This window comes from Embleya scabrispora DSM 41855, from assembly GCF_000372745.1.
Taxonomy (GTDB): domain Bacteria; phylum Actinomycetota; class Actinomycetes; order Streptomycetales; family Streptomycetaceae; genus Embleya; species Embleya scabrispora.
The window spans coordinates 38466-53347 of sequence record NZ_KB889703.1; the positions used below are offsets into that span (position 1 = coordinate 38466).

A 14882-nucleotide genomic window follows, 5' to 3' on the forward strand; every position below is an offset into this window, starting at 1 on the left:
ATGACCGACCAGCCACTGGACGCCGAGCAGACCGAGTCCGTCGAACGCCGGGTGCGGACGGCCGTGTTGGACCAGGACGGCGTCCTCGACTGCGCCGTCGTGCTCAACGAGGCCGACCCCGCGGCGGCCGGCGCCCGCGCCTGTGTCCGGTGCGGGATCAGCGCCGCGTACCCGGGACTGCGCTTCGACCCGGACGGGGTCTGTTCGCTGTGCGCGCGCTACGCCGCCCATCGATCGGCGATGCACGCCTACTTCCGTGACCCACGGGAGCTGGCGCCGCGGCTGCGCGAGGCCGCGCGAGGGCGCGGATCGGACTACGACTGCCTGCTGCTGTTCAGTGGCGGCAAGGACAGCACGTATGTGCTCTACCAGCTCGTGGGACTGGGTCTGCGGGTGATGACCTTCACCTTCGACAACGGGTTCATCTCGCGGACCGCGCTGCGCAACGTCGAGACCGTCACCGCCGAACTGGGCATCGAACACGTCACCGCCACCCACGCCGAGCAGAAGCGGATCTTCCTGAACTCGCTCCAGGAGCACAAGAGCGTGTGCAACGGGTGCTTCCGCTCCCTCCTGGACCTGAGCACCGAACTCGCGCACCAGCGCGACATCCCCACGGTGGTCACCGGGCTCTCCCGCGGCCAGATCATGGACGAGCGGCTGTCCTGGTTCCACGAGCAGGGCATCTTCGACGTGGCCGAGATCGAGGAGAAGCTGCGGCTGGGCCGGGAGGTGTACCACCGGGCCGCGGGCACGGTCGACGCCGCCGCGGTGAACGCGGTCCAGGTCGTCGACTACTTCCGCTACTCGGCGGTGACGAAGGAGGACGTGCGAGCCTTCCTGCGCGAGCGCTCGTCGTTCTGGGCGCAGCCCACCGATACGGGGTTCTGCAGCTCGAACTGCATGATCAACGATGTGGGCACCTACGTTCACGCCGCGGAGCGCGGTTTCCACAACTACGAGGCGCCGACCCGCTGGGAGGTACGGCTCGGGCATCTGGACGTCGCCGAGGCGGACGCGGAGCTGCGCGCCCCGGTGGAGACCGCGCAGGTGAAACGGATGCTGGCCAGGATCGGCTATCCGGACCCGGCCGACGCCGACCGGACGGGTGCCCGGCTGGCGGTCTACTACGTTGCCGACCGAAGCGCGTCGGGCGACCGGCTCGCGGCCGCGGTGGCCGATGCCCTGCCGCCCGCACTGGTACCGGCGCAGTGGGTGCAGGTGGCGGAGATCCCCAGGGTCGCGGGCGCCGTGGATCAGTGGGCTCTGCGCGGGATGCACCGCCCGAAGGCCCCGGGCTCGCGGGGCGGGGGCGTCACCGCGGACGCGGATTCCGATCGCTCGGTCGCGGTCCGTCCGGTACAGCGTCGGATTCTCGATCGGGATCCGGTCCGGGCGGCGCACCGGGCCCGAGCCCTGTTCCTGACCTCGGAGGCCGGTTTCCCGGTCACCGACCTGAAGCGGGTGTGGCTGCAACTGCTTTTGCACCACGAGGCGTTGCGGCTGCGGTTCGGCCACGGGGATCAGGGCTGGCGGCAGTCCCGGGGCGGCCTCGGCGGTGCGGTCCACGTCTCGCGGGTGGACCTCACCGACCAGGACCCGGGCGCGCAGGGGCAGGTGCTGCGTCGGCTCACCGACCGGATGCGGGCCCGGCTGCACGTCGATCGGGGTCCGCTGCTGCGGGCCGCGGTGGTCGACCGGGGTACCCGGCCGGCGGGTCTGTTGATCGTGGTGCACGAACTGGCCGCGGATGTCGAGTCCTGGCGGGTGCTGTTGGCGGACCTGGCCCTGGGGCTGGGACAGCTCCAGGCGGGCTCGGACGTCCGGTTGCCGCCTGCCGCGTCGTTCCTGGACCACCCGGCCGAGCTTGCCGACGTCGAGGACGAGGCGGGCCCCGAGGTCGCCGGGGCCGGCTGTGTCCTCCCGGGTTCGCCCGCACCCGAGCCGATCGCCGAGGAGCCGCTCGAAGCGCGCTGCCCGGTGCGCGCGGCGACGGCCCGCGACGTCGCCGCTGCGATCGCGCACGTGCTGGTCGAGGAGTTCGGCGGCGGGCGACTGGTCGCGGACGTCCTCGATCACACCACGCGCAGGCCCGCGGCACGGGTGATCGGTCCGCTGGCCGAAGCGGACCGCTGGGTGGTGACCCCACTCGCGCGGGGAGCGAGCGTCGTACGGGTCGCGGGAGCGGCCGAGCCGGCCCGGGTGCGCTACGAACACTTCGGCGATCCGGCCGCCGCGCTGCTTCCGTCGGGGGTGGCCTGGACGCTGCGCGACACGGTGTGGCGGGACTTCGCCGGGCCGGGGCACCCGGGCGACACCGATGCGACGATCACCGGTGTCGTCGACGCCGGCGAGCTCGTGCTCACCTGGTGGTGTCCCGCCTCCGTGGGCACGCGGCTGGCGGCGGCCCACATCCCCGAGCGCGTCGCGCAGCGGCTGATCGGGGAGCAGGCCGGCTGAGGTGGCGCGCTCACGCACCCTCGGTGTGCTCGGTGGGATGGGACCGGCGGCGACGGCGGAGTTCCTGCGGCTGCTGGCCGTGCGCGTCGCGGCCGGCAGCGACCAGGAGCACCCCCGGATCCTGATGCTGTCCGAGCCGGGCATCCCGGACCGGACCGCCGCGCTGCTCAGGGGCGACGACGCACCGCTCCTGCCGATCCGGCAGGCGCTGTTCACCCTTGCCGACTGGGGCGCGGAGCTGCTCGCGGTGCCCTGCAACACCGCGCACGTCTACATCGATCGATTCCGCAGCCGACTGCCGGTGCCCCTGGTGCACATCGTGGAGGCGAGCGTGCGGGCCGCCGAGGTCGCCAGTCCCGACGGGGCCTGGTTGACGGCGACCGCGGGTACCGTCGCCGGCGGCATCTATCAGCGCTATGCGCAGCACCGGGGATACCGACTCCTGCTCCCCCACGAGGCGCTCCAGCAGCGCATCCACGCCGCCACCGTGCTGGTGAAGGCGAACCGGCTGCCGGCTGCCGGCGCGACCCTGGGTTCGGCGGTCCACGAGCTGCTGCGCATTCGGTGCCTGCCGGTGATCAGCGCCTGTACCGAACTCCCGCTCGCCTACGCGCACAGCGGGCTGCCGGCGGAATTCCAGGTGTCCAGCGTCGACGCGCTGGCGTCGGCCTGCGCGCACGCCCTGTACCCCCACCGCGGACCCGTACCGGGCCTGCTCTCGTCGACGGCCCGACGGGCGGTCGCCGGGTCCGGCTCCGGGTCCACGTCCGATCCCCCCGAAGGAGCACGATGACACGCTCACGCCTGTCGAAGGAACGCCGGCTGCTGCGCGAGACGGTCGCCGACTTCGCCCGCGCCAAGGTGGCTCCGGTGATCGCCGATATCTACCGACGCGAGGAGTTTCCCTACGAACTGGTCGCCGCCATGGGCCGCATGGGCTTGTTCGGACTGCCCTTCGAGGAACGCTACGGCGGCATGGGCGGGGATGTGTTCACCCTGTGTCTGGCCATCGAGGAACTGGCCAGAGTGGACTGCTCGGTGGCCGTCGCACTGTCCGCGGGCGTGACGCTCGGCGCGATCCCCATCCATCGGTTCGGCACCGCGGCACAGAAGGAACGCTGGCTCCCCGCCCTGTGCACCGGCGAGCGGATCGCCGGCTTCGGGCTCACCGAACCCGGCGGCGGGACCGACACGGCGGCGGCCCGCACCAAGGCGGCACTCGACGGCGACGAATGGGTGATCAACGGCAGCAAGGCGTTCATCACCAACTCCGGCACCGACATCACCAGCCTGGTCACGGTGACGGCGGTGACCGGTACCCGCGCCGACGGCGCCAAGGAGATCTCCGCGCTCGTCGTGCCGTCGGGCACCCCGGGCTTCACGGTGGCGCCGTCGTACTCCAAGGTGGGCTGGTGCGCCTCGGACACCCACGAACTCGGTTTCGCCGACTGCCGGGTGCCGGCCGAGCACCTGCTCGGCGAACGCGGCCTGGGCATCGCGCAGTTCATGTCGGTGCTGGACGAGAGCAGGATCGCGATCTCGGCCGTCGGAGCGGGGATGGCCCAGGGCTGCGTGGACGAGTGTGTGCGCCATGCCAAGGAGCGGACGGCGTTCGGGCAGCGCATCGGCGCGTACCAGTCGATCCAGTTCAAGATCGCCGACATGGAGACGCGCGCCCACACCGCACGCCTGGCCTACTACTCGGCTGCGGCCTCGATGCTGCGCGGCGAATCCTTCTCGAAGGAGGCGGCGATGGCCAAGCTGGTCTCCTCCAGGGCGGCGATGGACAACGCCAGGGACGCGACCCAGATCTTCGGTGGCTCCGGCGTGATGAACGACAGCCCCGTGGGCCGCTTCTACCGCGACGCCAAGATCCTGGAAATCGGCGAAGGCACCACCGAGGTACAACAGATGATGATCGCCAGGCACCTTGGCTTGTCCTGACCCCACCGCCGGGCAGCGCCGCGACGCGTCATCTCCGGGTTCGCCGACCTCCGAGTGGCCCTCGGCGAGTTCGGGAAGGGCCGACGCCATTGCCGGCCGGTCACCGGATCCGGACGCGCGCGGCCCGACCCCGGGAGTCCGAGGCTGCGCCGACTGCCCGGAACGTCGCGGCCGGCCACGCTCGGTCCGGCCGCGACCTTTCTCGGGTGGGGCGAGTGGGTTATCCCAGTCCGCGGTCGAGGGCGGCGGCGAGTTCGCCGTTCTCGGTGTCGCCGCTCAGCTCCCAGAAGAAGGCGCCGCCCAGCTGCTGTTCCCTGGCCCACTTCGTCTTGACGGCGAGGCTGGCCGGGGTGTCGTAACCCCACCATTCGTTGCCGCAGTGGCCGTACGAGGTGCCGCCGGCCAGGCCGGTGGCGGGGCAACGAACCTTGAGCGCGCGGTAGCTTCCGTCACCCGACGCGGGCGCGGTCGCGGTGCCGCCCGGTTCGCTCTGGGTGACGCCCGTCCAGCCGTGGCCGTAGAAGGGAACGCCGAGCAGCAGCTTCTTCGCGGGTACGCCCTGCGTCCGGAGCTTGGCGATGGCATCGGCCGAGTTGAAGTTCGGCACTGTCCTCGTTGAAGACCAACCCCCGGGGCCCGAGCCACGCGGACAGCCGTGCCTTGACCTCCTCGGCCTGTTCCCGTGAATGACACAAGGCGAGGAGATCGTCGGCATAGACGACCAGAGCCGGGGAGTCACGCGCCAGGATCGCGGCATCACTGCCGACGCGCTCCCGTGGCACCGGTTCCCGCACTTGGTCGGGGACGCTCTCGCCCGGTTGCGCGTCGTCGACGACCCCGTTCTCGACGAAGCTCTCCCGACCTTCCGGGACGATCTTCGGGTTCTTGCCGTCGACGCACTCGACCGGGTGGTCGCCGAGGATCCCGAGTTCGCCGCGCTGTGGGACGAGACCCCGGATGGCCCGAAGTGGCCGGCAGGCATTCGCCGCCTCCGCGCCGTCCTGGCCCCACGGTTCGAGCCCGGGTCGGCGGCGGCACTTCGACACCACCACAACGTACGTCGCGGGGAGGGTGTTCGTGCACGTCAGAGCCCTATGCCTCTGGTGTGGGGCTCTTGGCGGGCCGGTGTCCTACCTGTGTGGGTTCCTCGTTTCGAGGGCCGCGCCGTGCGGGAGTGCGTCCGCAGCGAACGGGATGCGGGCGAGAAGATGTCCGTCACGCAGGTCGAGCATGTTGACCCGGGCTTCGTCCGGGGCGATCACGGCTGCCGAGGTCCGCCGGGCCACGAATGATCCAGGGGGAGGCCGGGAGGGGCGCTGCCGCGGCTGCGAAGACTCGGGCGCGGGGGAGAATGGAACCGACGGGTGTCCTCCACACGAGGGAGAAAGGCCCGTGAACGAGGCGATTGACGTCGAGGACCTCGGCAAGCGGTTCGGCGCTGTGACGGCTCTCGAATCGGTGGACTTCCGTGTCGCCGCCGGGACGGTTTTCGGCCTCCTGGGCCCGAACGGCGCGGGCAAGAGCACGGCGATCCGCATCCTGACCACGATCGCGCGTCCCACCGCCGGGCGGGCCTTCGTGCTCGGGCACGACGTGGTCCGCGATGCCGCCACGGTCCGGAGCATGATCGGGCTGGCCGGACAGTACGCAGCGGTCGACAAGAACCTCACCGGCCGGGAGAACCTGCGCCTGATCGGGCGCCTCACCCACATCCGGCGCTCCCGTGTCCGAGCCCGGGCGGCAGAGCTCTTGGAACGGTTCGACCTCGCGGAAGCGGGCGACCGCCCTGCCCGAACGTACTCCGGCGGCATGCGCAGGCGGCTGGACGTCGCTGCGGCTCTGGTCCCCGATCCGCCGGTGCTCTTCCTCGACGAGCCCACCACCGGACTTGACCCGCAAAGCCGCAATGCGTTGTGGGAGATGATCCGCGGCCTTGTCGCCGATGGGACCACCGTGCTCCTCACCACCCAGTATCTGGAGGAAGCCGACCAACTCGCCGAGCGGGTGGTGGTCATCGACCGGGGGCGGGTCATCGCCGACGACACGCCGGCTGCGCTCAAGGCCCGCCTGGGCAACACGGTCATCGAACTCGACCTGGAGGAGGCCGGCCGGGGAGAGTGGGCAGCGCAACTCGTGAGCGCTCGGTTCTCCACCCGCGCGGACGTCGAAGGCTCCCGATTGCGCTTGACGTCCCACGACGGGTCGCGGCCGCTGCTGGACATCCTGCGCCTCCTCGATGCCCACGGTCTGGTGCCCGGCGCTGTGGCGGTCCACGAGTCCAGCCTCGACGACGTGTTCCTGGAACTGACCGGCCGCCGCGCAAACGCCGCCCCGGAGTCCGCTCGAACCTCTCCGGATGAGTCGTGACCAGGCCAGGCGCGTCCCCCGCGACAGTTGCCCGTAGCGGCCGGGCCGGCGGAGTCTCGGCGCCGTCGACGCGCGGAGCGCTGTCCCTCGTTCGTACCGTTCAGGACGGACTCGCCATCGCGTGGCGGAACCTGATCGCCCTGCGCCGAGTGCCACGGTTGCTGATCTTCTCCACCATCCAGCCGCTGGTCTTCGTGTTGATGTTCCGGTACGTATTCGGCGGCGTCGTACAACCGGCCCTGCACGGGGTCGATTACGTCGACTTCCTGATCCCGGGAATTTTTGTGCAAACCGCGGTGTTCGGCGCCATGAACACCGCGATAGGGCTCGCCACCGACATGGACACCGGCCTGATGGAACGGTTCAGATCCCTGCCCATGGCCCGCTCCGCGGTACTTGTCGGCCGCACTACCGCCGACCTCGCCAGGAACGTCTTCGTCGTGGCACTGATGGCCGCGGTCGGCTTCGCCATCGGATTCCGCATCCACGCCGGAGTCCCGGCCTTCCTCGGCGCCATCGTGTTGGTCCTGGCCTTCGGCTTCGCGATGTCGTGGATCTTCGCGGTGGTCGGCATGGCAGTCGGCGATCCGGAGACCGCCCAGGCCGCGGCCTTCCCCGTGCTTGCTCCGCTGGTCTTCGCGTCGTCGGCGTTCGTTCCCGTGGCAACCATGCCGGGGTGGCTGCAGGCCTTCGCGGAGCATCAACCGGTGTCACGCAACGCCGACGCAGTACGCGCTCTCGTACTGGGCGGCCCCACCGCCACCGACGTCTGGCAGGCTTTGGCGTGGGACGTCGCAATCGTCGCCGTTTTCGCGCCGATCGGGGTATGGCTGTACCGCAGGGAACCCTAGACCCGGGACCTGACCCGTGTTCCGGGCGGACGCTCCGCGCGCTCGTATCGGCCGTGTTCGGTGTCGGTGGCCTTACCGCGCGATGCCGCGCGATCGCCCGGCCCGGGACATCGAGCACCGCACGACCGTTCGCGCGCTGCGGTCAACAACCCAACGCATCGACTCGGGCAAGTCGTTCGGCCTCGAATGCGGTTCGATCGTCGCCGTGACGATTCACCCGACGGGTCCCTCGCAACGCCCCTCAACCTGTTTACCGGCTATGTCACGTTGGTGCTGCGTAGCAGCGGATGGCCACCGTCTGGTGCGGGCTCCACTGTTGCTGGACTGTGGCCATCAACTGCCAGCCCAGGCGCTCGTACAGGTCTGCCGCGGCCGTGTCGGACGTGACGACGTCGAGCACCGGATGCAGGCCGCGATGCCGTGCCTCCTCCACTGCTCGGTCGATCAGCACTGCGCCGATCCGATGTCCCCTCGCCTGCGGGGCGACGAAGAGTGCGCCGACCACGGCGGTAGCGCTCCTCCCCGCCCCATGTCGCTCGCTCCACAGCCCCGGAGCCAGATCGCCTTCGCCGACCTGCGACAAGCAGACATGCCCGACCAGGCGCCCGTCGACTTCGGCGACCCAGGAGCCCAACAAGGGACCGCGTGACAGCCACTCGCCGGGCTGATCGGGCCAGTTCACCGGATAGCCGTCGCGCGCGTGGACTTCCGCGAGGACGCGCACACACTCCTCGATATCGCCATCCGCCCGCCGCCGGACGCGGTGGCTCGGCCGCTCGTCAGGCACCCCGGAGTTCTCGATGTTCACGGTGCAATGGGAACACAGGCCACAGAGTCGGAACCAGCCACTTCACGCCGCTGTTGGGGCGCGCCATTCACCGAACACGGCTACGTTCGTGTGCGACTGGGGATCCACCCCGCGCGCGTCCGCGGCACAGTCACGGTCCGCCTGTGAGACGGCCCGCTCAGCCGGGTCGAGGAACGGCGTTTCGGTCACAGGGAAGGACCACGGCCGCCTCTACGCTCGAATCATGACGTGCCGGTGTATGGGCGTTCGCGCGGACGGGTACCCGCGTCGCGACCCGGCGACCGAGAACCGACTAACCGGTCCCAGGAGGCCACCCGCATGGACCCGAAGAACCAGGACGTCACCCATCGACGCTCCGACGCTCCGACGCCCCGCACGACGCCAAGGACGCCCAACTGGAGCAGTACCGCGTCCGTCCCACGGCCAAGCACCTGACCACGAACCAGGGCGTCCGCGTGGACGATGACGACGACTCGCTCCGAGCCGGGTCCGCGGTCCCACGCTCCTTCGACGGCTTGTACGCCCGTTCGGGTGAACGCCCGTAACGACCCACCGGGCCTGCCTCGTTGCACGATCGCAGTCCCGTTCGCGCAGCGCCCGTGGGCGATGCACGCACCATCGTCCTCGTCCCGCCACCCCAACGGCCACATCCATCTGCGAGGTTGACCCATGAACGCCACGCGACTCCTCGGCATGGGACTCGTCGCCCTTCCGGCCGTGATGGTGCTCATCGCGGCGGGCACGGCGAGTCCGGCCGAACCCACCGCGTCGGCGCTGCCTGTGCCCGTGGTGCAGACCTGCACCGGGTTCCAGACCGAGACCTTCACCCCGGGGCTGAACGCGACCCTGCGTCAGGTTGTCGGCGAAGGCAACGGCGAGCTGACCTCCTGTGTGCCGTTCGGCGACTCGCTGCCCGCTTCGGGCCGCGTGACCTCCACTATGGCGGGGATGATGAGCTGCGGCGGGGGCACTCGCACTCGGAACACGACCATCACCTGGGACGACGGCGGGAGCAGTACTCTCCAGGAGTCCGGCAGTGTCGAAAGCCCGGTCGGTGGCGGGCGGGCGGCGGTCTTCACGGGGAAGATCCTCTCCGGACGCTTCGCCGGCGCCACGACGGTCACCACTCGAACCCTGTCTCCGCTGCCGAAGCCACAGTGCGCGACCGAGGCGGGTCTCACCGAAGCCGGCGGCCCCCTGACGGTGGAGATCACCCACGTGCCCTGACCCGGTTCCAACCGCCACCACGTCGTCCGCGACGGTAAAGGCACCGCGCCATGCTCGTCGACGAAGACCATGGCGACAAAGCGGTCGTTGCCCCTCGGCGGGTCGACGGCGGATGAAGAAGACGGACGTCCACGCCCTCGTCAGGTCCGAGGACCGGTGCACCGCGACGCCACGATTCGCGGCGGCCGAGTGCGAAGTGTTCGTCCCGCCCCGGTGGAAGAGACCGTCCGGGCATGTGAACGGGAATCCGGACGCCGCGCCGCGCACCGGCGTGGCGATCCGAGGGATGGTCCGGACACCGCCCGCCGGCGGCACCGAACCGGCGCTGTCCGACGTGGTCGGTGCCGGAGGAGCGGTCCGCCCTCTCGGCAACCGAGGTACCCCGGTTGTTGGCCCGACGCTCCGCGCCGCCCTGCAGGGCAGCCGACCGCGAACAGCGGCACGCCGAGGCATCGCCGCCTGAATCCGCCGCGCTCCGACGCCTCGAGCACCCCCACCGCACCGGCCCCGTATCGGTGGCTGTCAACCGTACCCACGGCCGGGCGCACCCTGCCCCGCGGTTCGCCTGCCCGGCGACGACGGCTTCGCCCTCGCTCTCCGTCGCCGCTCGAAGTCGATTACCTCAACGCCGCAGGCCGCGCGTCGCCTTCGGATCGGTGAACCCAGCCGCCGCCTGAGGCAACCGCAACCCGCGGACGCCTCACGGCCGCCGCCCGCACATGCCGTCCGGGACGCGCGGTGATTCGGGCGGCTTCACCCCTCCGTGGTGCGGTGGACGGCGCGGCCTCGACGGTCATGAACCGCGGGTCGACGCTATTTCACGACGAGGGTTCCTTTCATGAACGGGTGAATGGTGCATTGGTAGTCGTAGGTGCCGGGGGTATTCGGGGCGACGAAGGTCGTGGTGGTGGTGCCGCCGTCGATGGTTCCGGTGTCGAACGCCTGGTCCTTGAGGGCCGTTACCGTATGCGCGACGGAGTCCTGGTTGACGACGGTGACCGTGGTTCCGGGCTTCACCGTCAACATGGTCGGGGCGAACGCGAAATTCTGGATCGTGATGGTGGACACGTCGGCGGTCTCGGTCAGCGAAGCGGACGGGCTTGCCGATTTCTTGTTCGATGAGCCGCTTCCGGAGGAGCCTCCACACGCGCAGACCAGGACGAACACGAGCAGCAGGGCGCCGACGATCGGACCGGTGGGCCGAGGGCGGTAAGAAGAAGCGGAGCGCACGAGGCGGGCCTTTCCGAAGTCACGAAGAACGAAGTCACGAAGAACAAGGAGGTGCAGCGCCCCCGGCTCCCCGGTGGTTCGGGACGGCATGCGTTCCTGCCGGATCCCACTCGCCGAAAACGCCTGTTCTGCCACATTCACACCCGAACCGGTTCCCGGATGCGTGCGGTTCCCCTGAATGAGCGCCGAGTTCACTGCGACGAGTGACGGCATCCGACATGCCGCCGATGGTTGTCGCGTTCCCCGCGCGTCACCACGCGTCGGCGTGTACTCGGGCCGGGTGAGGTGCGCGGGCGAGACGCCGCCCGCCGTCGCGCGGGCGGACACCCGGGCCCGGTGCGAGGCGTCGCGGCGGTCGTGGGAGGCCGCTCGCAGGGAGCGTGTCGTGCACAAGTACGCCGACGGCGAGGCGCCCGACGCGATTGCCGAGGCGGGTGTGCGGGAGGAGGCGGTGGCGCTGGCGATGCTGCGGTACGCGCCCGAGGCCGGGGTCCTCGACCCGCTGCCGAAGTGGTCGATGCCCCTGTCGGCCGCCGCGGACGAGCAGCCGGACCTGATCGCCTCGTCCGTGCGTGCCGGCCTGTTGGCGATCCACTGCGACTCGGGCGTCGACGCCTTCGTCTGGGAACCGACCTCGTTCGAGCAGGCGTTGCGTGCCGCCGAGGGCGTGTACGAGGACGTGCGCCCCGCCGAGCTCACCGGGATGTACCTCCCCCTTTCGCACCGACGAGCGCGCCGAGATCACCGAGTCCCTGCCCGGAATGGGCCCATCCTGGGCGCCGAATTCATCGCCATCGTCGGCGACCTGTCCGGCTGGCGCTCGCCAACGGGCGACAGCGAAAGGCCACGTGGCCGCCGGAGCGCGTCGCGGCCTTGACCGGGCTCGGCATGCGATGGAGCTGAGACGAGCCCGACGGGAACGCGGAGGGAAGATGGTCGGGGGCCGGAGGATGGCGTGCGGAGGAGCGCGGGCGATCTTGTCTGCCTGTGCCTCCTCGACGGCAAGGGGCCTTTGCCGGTATTGCTCTCGAGGCTCGGCCATGTGTTGGCGGAGCACGGCGGCGCCGGCCGTTGCCCGTCCGTGTTCGGATTGTGGGTGAAGGAATCCCGCATCGGCGAGTTGCCCGGTTTCCGTGCCCGCGCCGGCGGGCTCACGGTGAGTCCCGGTGGTGGCTGACGGCGGTGCGCGCCACGGGCATCTCGCGCCTGCCCGGTCCGGTGACGTCAAACGCGAGGCGGCAGGATCTCGATGATCTCGGCGATGCCGGCGACGGGTTGGGCCTGGTGCATGAGGGCCACGTCACCAGGCTCGAGGTGCTGCCACTGTTGGGGCCGCAGGGGAGCCAGGCGCACGGTGGCTGTCTCTCCGGGGCCGAGCCGTGGCTGGAACTCCACCCACAGCCTTGCGACGCAAAGTGCTCGTTCTCCGTCCGTGGTGCGACCACCGATGTCCCACATCGGCCTGAGCCGACCGTCCCCGGGAAAGGCGGTTCGAGGTCCGCCCTCCTTCGGATCCATCAAATGCAACGTTGCCCGGACCGTGCCGTGCCGGACTTCCCAGGCCCGCCACCGACACCAACGACGACTGCGGTCGAGCGCCATCCGGCGAGCGGCTTCGGCGAGGAGCTCCCAGAAGTCCACGGACACGGGATGGACATCCCCGATCTCCTCGAGAACGCCGAGCACCAACTCCCACTCCTGGCGCCCGACGTCCTCGCGAACGTCCCCGACCGTCTGGCCGTTGTCTGACACGGCGTCCTCGGGCAGCAGATCGACGGCCTGTCGAAGGAGTGTGAACGCGTCAACCATGCCCTGCATTGTCCGTGACCCCGAACGCCCCGTTCAATGACCGAGTACGGCGGCCCTGCTTGGTCATCGGTGGTTCGAGGCCCGGATCGGGGTCCCTCGCGCCCTGCCCCAGTCCGGTATGGCGGGGTCGGGGTCGGTGGGTCGGGGCGGTTCCGGGGTGTCGCCGTCGGTGTGGATGTACTCCTCGCCGCGCACGATGCGGTAGCGGGTTCCCAGGACGTGGAGTTCGTCGACGGTCTCGGTCTCCAGGCGGGCCACCGCCGCCAGGAGTTCGCGGACGCGCTCACGATTTTCCACTACGCGGACTCCGGGGACGTGGTGTGCGGGTTCGACCGGCCCCGCGACCGCTGGGGCTCCGACCCCGATCGGCTGGTCCCGCACCTGACCCGCGCGGGCCTGCTGCTCCCCGACGGGATCCGACCCGACCACGGCATCGACGAACGACAACGCCTCACCCACCGCATGATGCACGCCAAGTTCGGCACAACACTGCCCCGCGAGGACGTCGAGCACGGCGAACTCCTCGCCGCGATGTACTGAACGCGGGCCCGGGAACCAGGCCCGCGTGCCCTCCCCGGGCCTGTGGGCAAGACACGGACACAATGGACGCCACCGGGGAACCGGGCTTCGGGGTCGACGGCCGTCGTCGCCCCCACTCGCATCCGGCCCGCCCGTACGACGGGCACGATCACGGCCGTCGACCCGCGACGTACAATCGCGATGGGGGCGAAGCGCCGGGCCGAGATTCCGGCACCGGTGTGAGGGAGGGGCCAGGATGTTCGGTTCGAAGAAGAAGCTCGACGATCTGATGGCGCAGCTCAGGCCCGACCTGAGTCGGGAATCGCTCGGCGTCGGGCCCGACTTCCCGGGCGTCGCCCCGAACCCGCTCCTGAGCGGTGATGCACGAAAGCGCAATGCGGAACTGCGTACGGGGGCGCTTGCGCTCGGCGTTCTCGTCGACTGGCGTGAGGTCAACAGCAATCCACGCGTGGTCCTGATGCTCGACGTGGAGACCGCCGACGGCATCTCGTTCCGCGGTATCGCGGACGAAGACCTCACGATCACCGAGCTCACCCGACTCGCCCCGGGACAGACGTTGCCCGTGCGCTACCGGCCGGCCGTCATGGACCACTACGTCTGCCTCGCCCGGGACGCGGACCCCGCCCACGTGCAGCGGCTCTCCGACGAGATCGCGAGCCGCAAGCGGACCTGACCCGAAGCCGTTGGCCGGATCCCGGGGGCGTGTCCGGCAAAGGTTGAGCGTTCCGGCCGGAACTTCGCTCCCGTGTCGCGGTTTCGGTTGCTCTCGGATGCCCGGTGGTCGTTGATCGAGGGGATGCTCCCGAAGCCGACGGGACGTCCGGGCAGGAAGTTCTCGGATGCGCGGTCGATGGTCGAGGGGATCATCCACCGCTATCGGTGCGGGATCGCAGCCCGGATCGCGCCGTGCGCATCGAAATCAACCGAACCCCGAGGGCGGGCGTGCGCGAAACGTCGTCCGCCCGTGGTCCTCTCGTCTCGGCGGCGACCGTCGGCTACCGCGGATGGGAGGAGTTCGCGATCTCCCCGACCCAGACCACCATCACGACCAGGCCTACGGCCCACGCGAGGACCGCGCCGTAGCGCACAGCCCGCACACGGGCGAGGATCGCCGCCGTCCCGGCGACGGCGAGGACCGGCCCGCCGAACCACGGGATCCGCCAACACAACGCCTGACCCCTCGCCGTGCAGATCAGACCGTCCGCCGCCGACCACACGGATCGCTCCCCATCGCCCCCAGCGGCAGAACCAACATCAACACCCCGGTCGCCGCCCACAACAACACCAGCGCCGACGCCACCAGCACGCCACGACCCCCGGCACTCGCCCCCGGTGCTCGCGTCCCGCCCACCGCATCGCGCCGCCCCACCGTCTTCGTTGGCATGCACCCACCCTGCCGGAGCGAGAGAGCACACCCACAGGGGCGACCTACTCAACCGAGCGCGTCCACGTACGCAACCGACCGCGCTCACCCCGGCCGTCGCCAGGACCCACGCGAGGCGCGGCACAGGCCGGAGACCGGGCCCGCGCGCGTGAACGCCGGGGGCCGCACCCGCGAATGGCGCACCGCGGTGGGTGGTCCACGTACCGTCGGCACGGCGTTGTGTCGGGACAGGCCCGACACAACGCCGTGAAAGTTCGCCGAG

The 14882-nt window shown here is 70.5% G+C and carries 16 protein-coding genes and 1 pseudogene; 10 read left to right on the top strand and 7 right to left on the bottom strand.

The window, feature by feature from the left end; all coding sequences use genetic code 11:
- From A3IC_RS0140005 to A3IC_RS0140015, 3 genes are read left to right on the top strand one after another with little or no spacing between them, the layout of a single operon-like run.
- Complete coding sequence (locus A3IC_RS0140005) at nt 1-2460, top strand: condensation domain-containing protein (RefSeq protein WP_020555677.1); 2460 nt, start codon at nt 1-3, stop codon at nt 2458-2460.
- Nucleotide 2461: 1 nt separating this feature from the next.
- Complete coding sequence (locus tag A3IC_RS59325) at nt 2462-3253, top strand: aspartate/glutamate racemase family protein (protein WP_245599794.1); 792 nt, start codon at nt 2462-2464, stop codon at nt 3251-3253.
- Entirely contained in the window at nt 3250-4404 is a 1155-nt protein-coding gene (locus A3IC_RS0140015; RefSeq protein ID WP_020555679.1) for an acyl-CoA dehydrogenase family protein, read from the top strand. Before A3IC_RS59325 ends, A3IC_RS0140015 begins: the two co-directional genes overlap by 4 nt.
- A gap of 220 nt (nt 4405-4624) precedes the next feature.
- Here the strand turns inward: A3IC_RS0140015 and A3IC_RS0140020 are convergent.
- A pseudogene (locus A3IC_RS0140020) lies at nt 4625-5002 on the bottom strand (glycosyl hydrolase family 18 protein); the annotation flags it as partial.
- 88 nt (nt 5003-5090) lie between these two features.
- On the opposite strand from A3IC_RS0140020, the gene A3IC_RS59330 reads away from it, so the two are divergent.
- The 3 genes from A3IC_RS59330 to A3IC_RS0140035 all read left to right on the top strand — a co-directional run bounded on the left by A3IC_RS59330 (nt 5091) and on the right by A3IC_RS0140035 (nt 7622).
- On the top strand, nt 5091-5696 hold the full coding sequence (locus A3IC_RS59330) for a DUF4259 domain-containing protein (protein WP_020555681.1): 606 nt from the start codon (nt 5091-5093) through the stop codon (nt 5694-5696).
- A gap of 100 nt (nt 5697-5796) precedes the next feature.
- Entirely contained in the window at nt 5797-6771 is a 975-nt protein-coding gene (locus tag A3IC_RS0140030; RefSeq protein WP_020555682.1) for a daunorubicin resistance protein DrrA family ABC transporter ATP-binding protein, read from the top strand.
- Complete coding sequence (locus A3IC_RS0140035; protein ID WP_026219287.1) at nt 6768-7622, top strand: ABC transporter permease; 855 nt, start codon at nt 6768-6770, stop codon at nt 7620-7622. The genes A3IC_RS0140030 and A3IC_RS0140035 overlap by 4 nt, the downstream gene beginning before the upstream one ends.
- A 262-nt stretch (nt 7623-7884) precedes the next feature.
- Here A3IC_RS0140035 and A3IC_RS0140040 read toward each other — a convergent pair whose 3' ends face one another.
- Nucleotides 7885-8346, bottom strand: coding sequence for a GNAT family N-acetyltransferase (locus A3IC_RS0140040; RefSeq protein ID WP_040877935.1), 462 nt, complete (start codon nt 8344-8346; stop codon nt 7885-7887).
- A gap of 753 nt (nt 8347-9099) precedes the next feature.
- Between A3IC_RS0140040 and A3IC_RS0140045 the strand changes: the two genes are divergently transcribed.
- A complete protein-coding gene (locus A3IC_RS0140045) occupies nt 9100-9657 on the top strand; it encodes a hypothetical protein (protein ID WP_020555685.1) in 558 nt (185 codons plus the stop codon).
- 813 nt (nt 9658-10470) lie between these two features.
- Here A3IC_RS0140045 and A3IC_RS65880 read toward each other — a convergent pair.
- Nucleotides 10471-11082, bottom strand: a complete 612-nt coding sequence (locus A3IC_RS65880) for a cupredoxin domain-containing protein (protein WP_245599795.1) — start codon at nt 11080-11082, stop codon at nt 10471-10473.
- Between the two features lie 190 nt (nt 11083-11272).
- Between A3IC_RS65880 and A3IC_RS67860 the strand changes: the two genes are divergently transcribed.
- The gene (locus A3IC_RS67860; RefSeq protein WP_158696291.1) at nt 11273-11764 is read left to right on the top strand and encodes a hypothetical protein; all 492 of its coding nucleotides are present in this window, start codon (nt 11273-11275) and stop codon (nt 11762-11764) included.
- Nucleotides 11765-12111: 347 nt separating this feature from the next.
- On the opposite strand, the gene A3IC_RS0140070 is transcribed toward A3IC_RS67860, so the two are convergent.
- Nucleotides 12112-12696, bottom strand: coding sequence for a hypothetical protein (locus A3IC_RS0140070; protein WP_321184048.1), 585 nt, complete (start codon nt 12694-12696; stop codon nt 12112-12114).
- Between the two features lie 63 nt (nt 12697-12759).
- Nucleotides 12760-12954, bottom strand: a complete 195-nt coding sequence (locus A3IC_RS71790) for a DUF5954 family protein (RefSeq protein WP_026219289.1) — start codon at nt 12952-12954, stop codon at nt 12760-12762.
- Here A3IC_RS71790 and A3IC_RS73215 point away from each other — a divergent pair.
- Complete coding sequence (locus A3IC_RS73215; protein ID WP_158696292.1) at nt 12868-13236, top strand: DUF6461 domain-containing protein; 369 nt, start codon at nt 12868-12870, stop codon at nt 13234-13236. The genes A3IC_RS71790 and A3IC_RS73215 overlap by 87 nt on opposite strands.
- Before the next feature lie 235 nt (nt 13237-13471).
- Entirely contained in the window at nt 13472-13909 is a 438-nt protein-coding gene (locus A3IC_RS0140085; RefSeq protein ID WP_020555692.1) for a hypothetical protein, read from the top strand.
- Nucleotides 13910-14231: 322 nt separating this feature from the next.
- Here the strand turns inward: A3IC_RS0140085 and A3IC_RS69225 are convergent, their stop codons facing one another.
- Both A3IC_RS69225 and A3IC_RS69230 read right to left on the bottom strand, forming a co-directional pair.
- Complete coding sequence (locus tag A3IC_RS69225; protein WP_020555693.1) at nt 14232-14453, bottom strand: hypothetical protein; 222 nt, start codon at nt 14451-14453, stop codon at nt 14232-14234.
- Complete coding sequence (locus A3IC_RS69230) at nt 14429-14620, bottom strand: hypothetical protein (protein WP_158696293.1); 192 nt, start codon at nt 14618-14620, stop codon at nt 14429-14431. The genes A3IC_RS69225 and A3IC_RS69230 overlap by 25 nt, the downstream gene beginning before the upstream one ends.
- Nucleotides 14621-14882: the final 262 nt, after the last annotated feature.

Bases quoted from the DNA above. Each gene is read 5' to 3' on its own strand.
- A3IC_RS59330 (WP_020555681.1), top strand. From the start codon at position 5,091: ATGACACAAGGCGAGGAGATCGTCGGCATAGACGACCAGAGCCGGGGA.
- A3IC_RS0140070 (WP_321184048.1), bottom strand. From the start codon at position 12,696: ATGGTTGACGCGTTCACACTCCTTCGACAGGCCGTCGATCTGCTGCCC.
- A3IC_RS0140085 (WP_020555692.1), top strand. From the start codon at position 13,472: ATGTTCGGTTCGAAGAAGAAGCTCGACGATCTGATGGCGCAGCTCAGG.
- A3IC_RS0140005 (WP_020555677.1), top strand. From the start codon at position 1: ATGACCGACCAGCCACTGGACGCCGAGCAGACCGAGTCCGTCGAACGC.
- A3IC_RS0140015 (WP_020555679.1), top strand. From the start codon at position 3,250: ATGACACGCTCACGCCTGTCGAAGGAACGCCGGCTGCTGCGCGAGACG.
- A3IC_RS69230 (WP_158696293.1), bottom strand. From the start codon at position 14,620: ATGCCAACGAAGACGGTGGGGCGGCGCGATGCGGTGGGCGGGACGCGA.
- A3IC_RS0140045 (WP_020555685.1), top strand. From the start codon at position 9,100: ATGAACGCCACGCGACTCCTCGGCATGGGACTCGTCGCCCTTCCGGCC.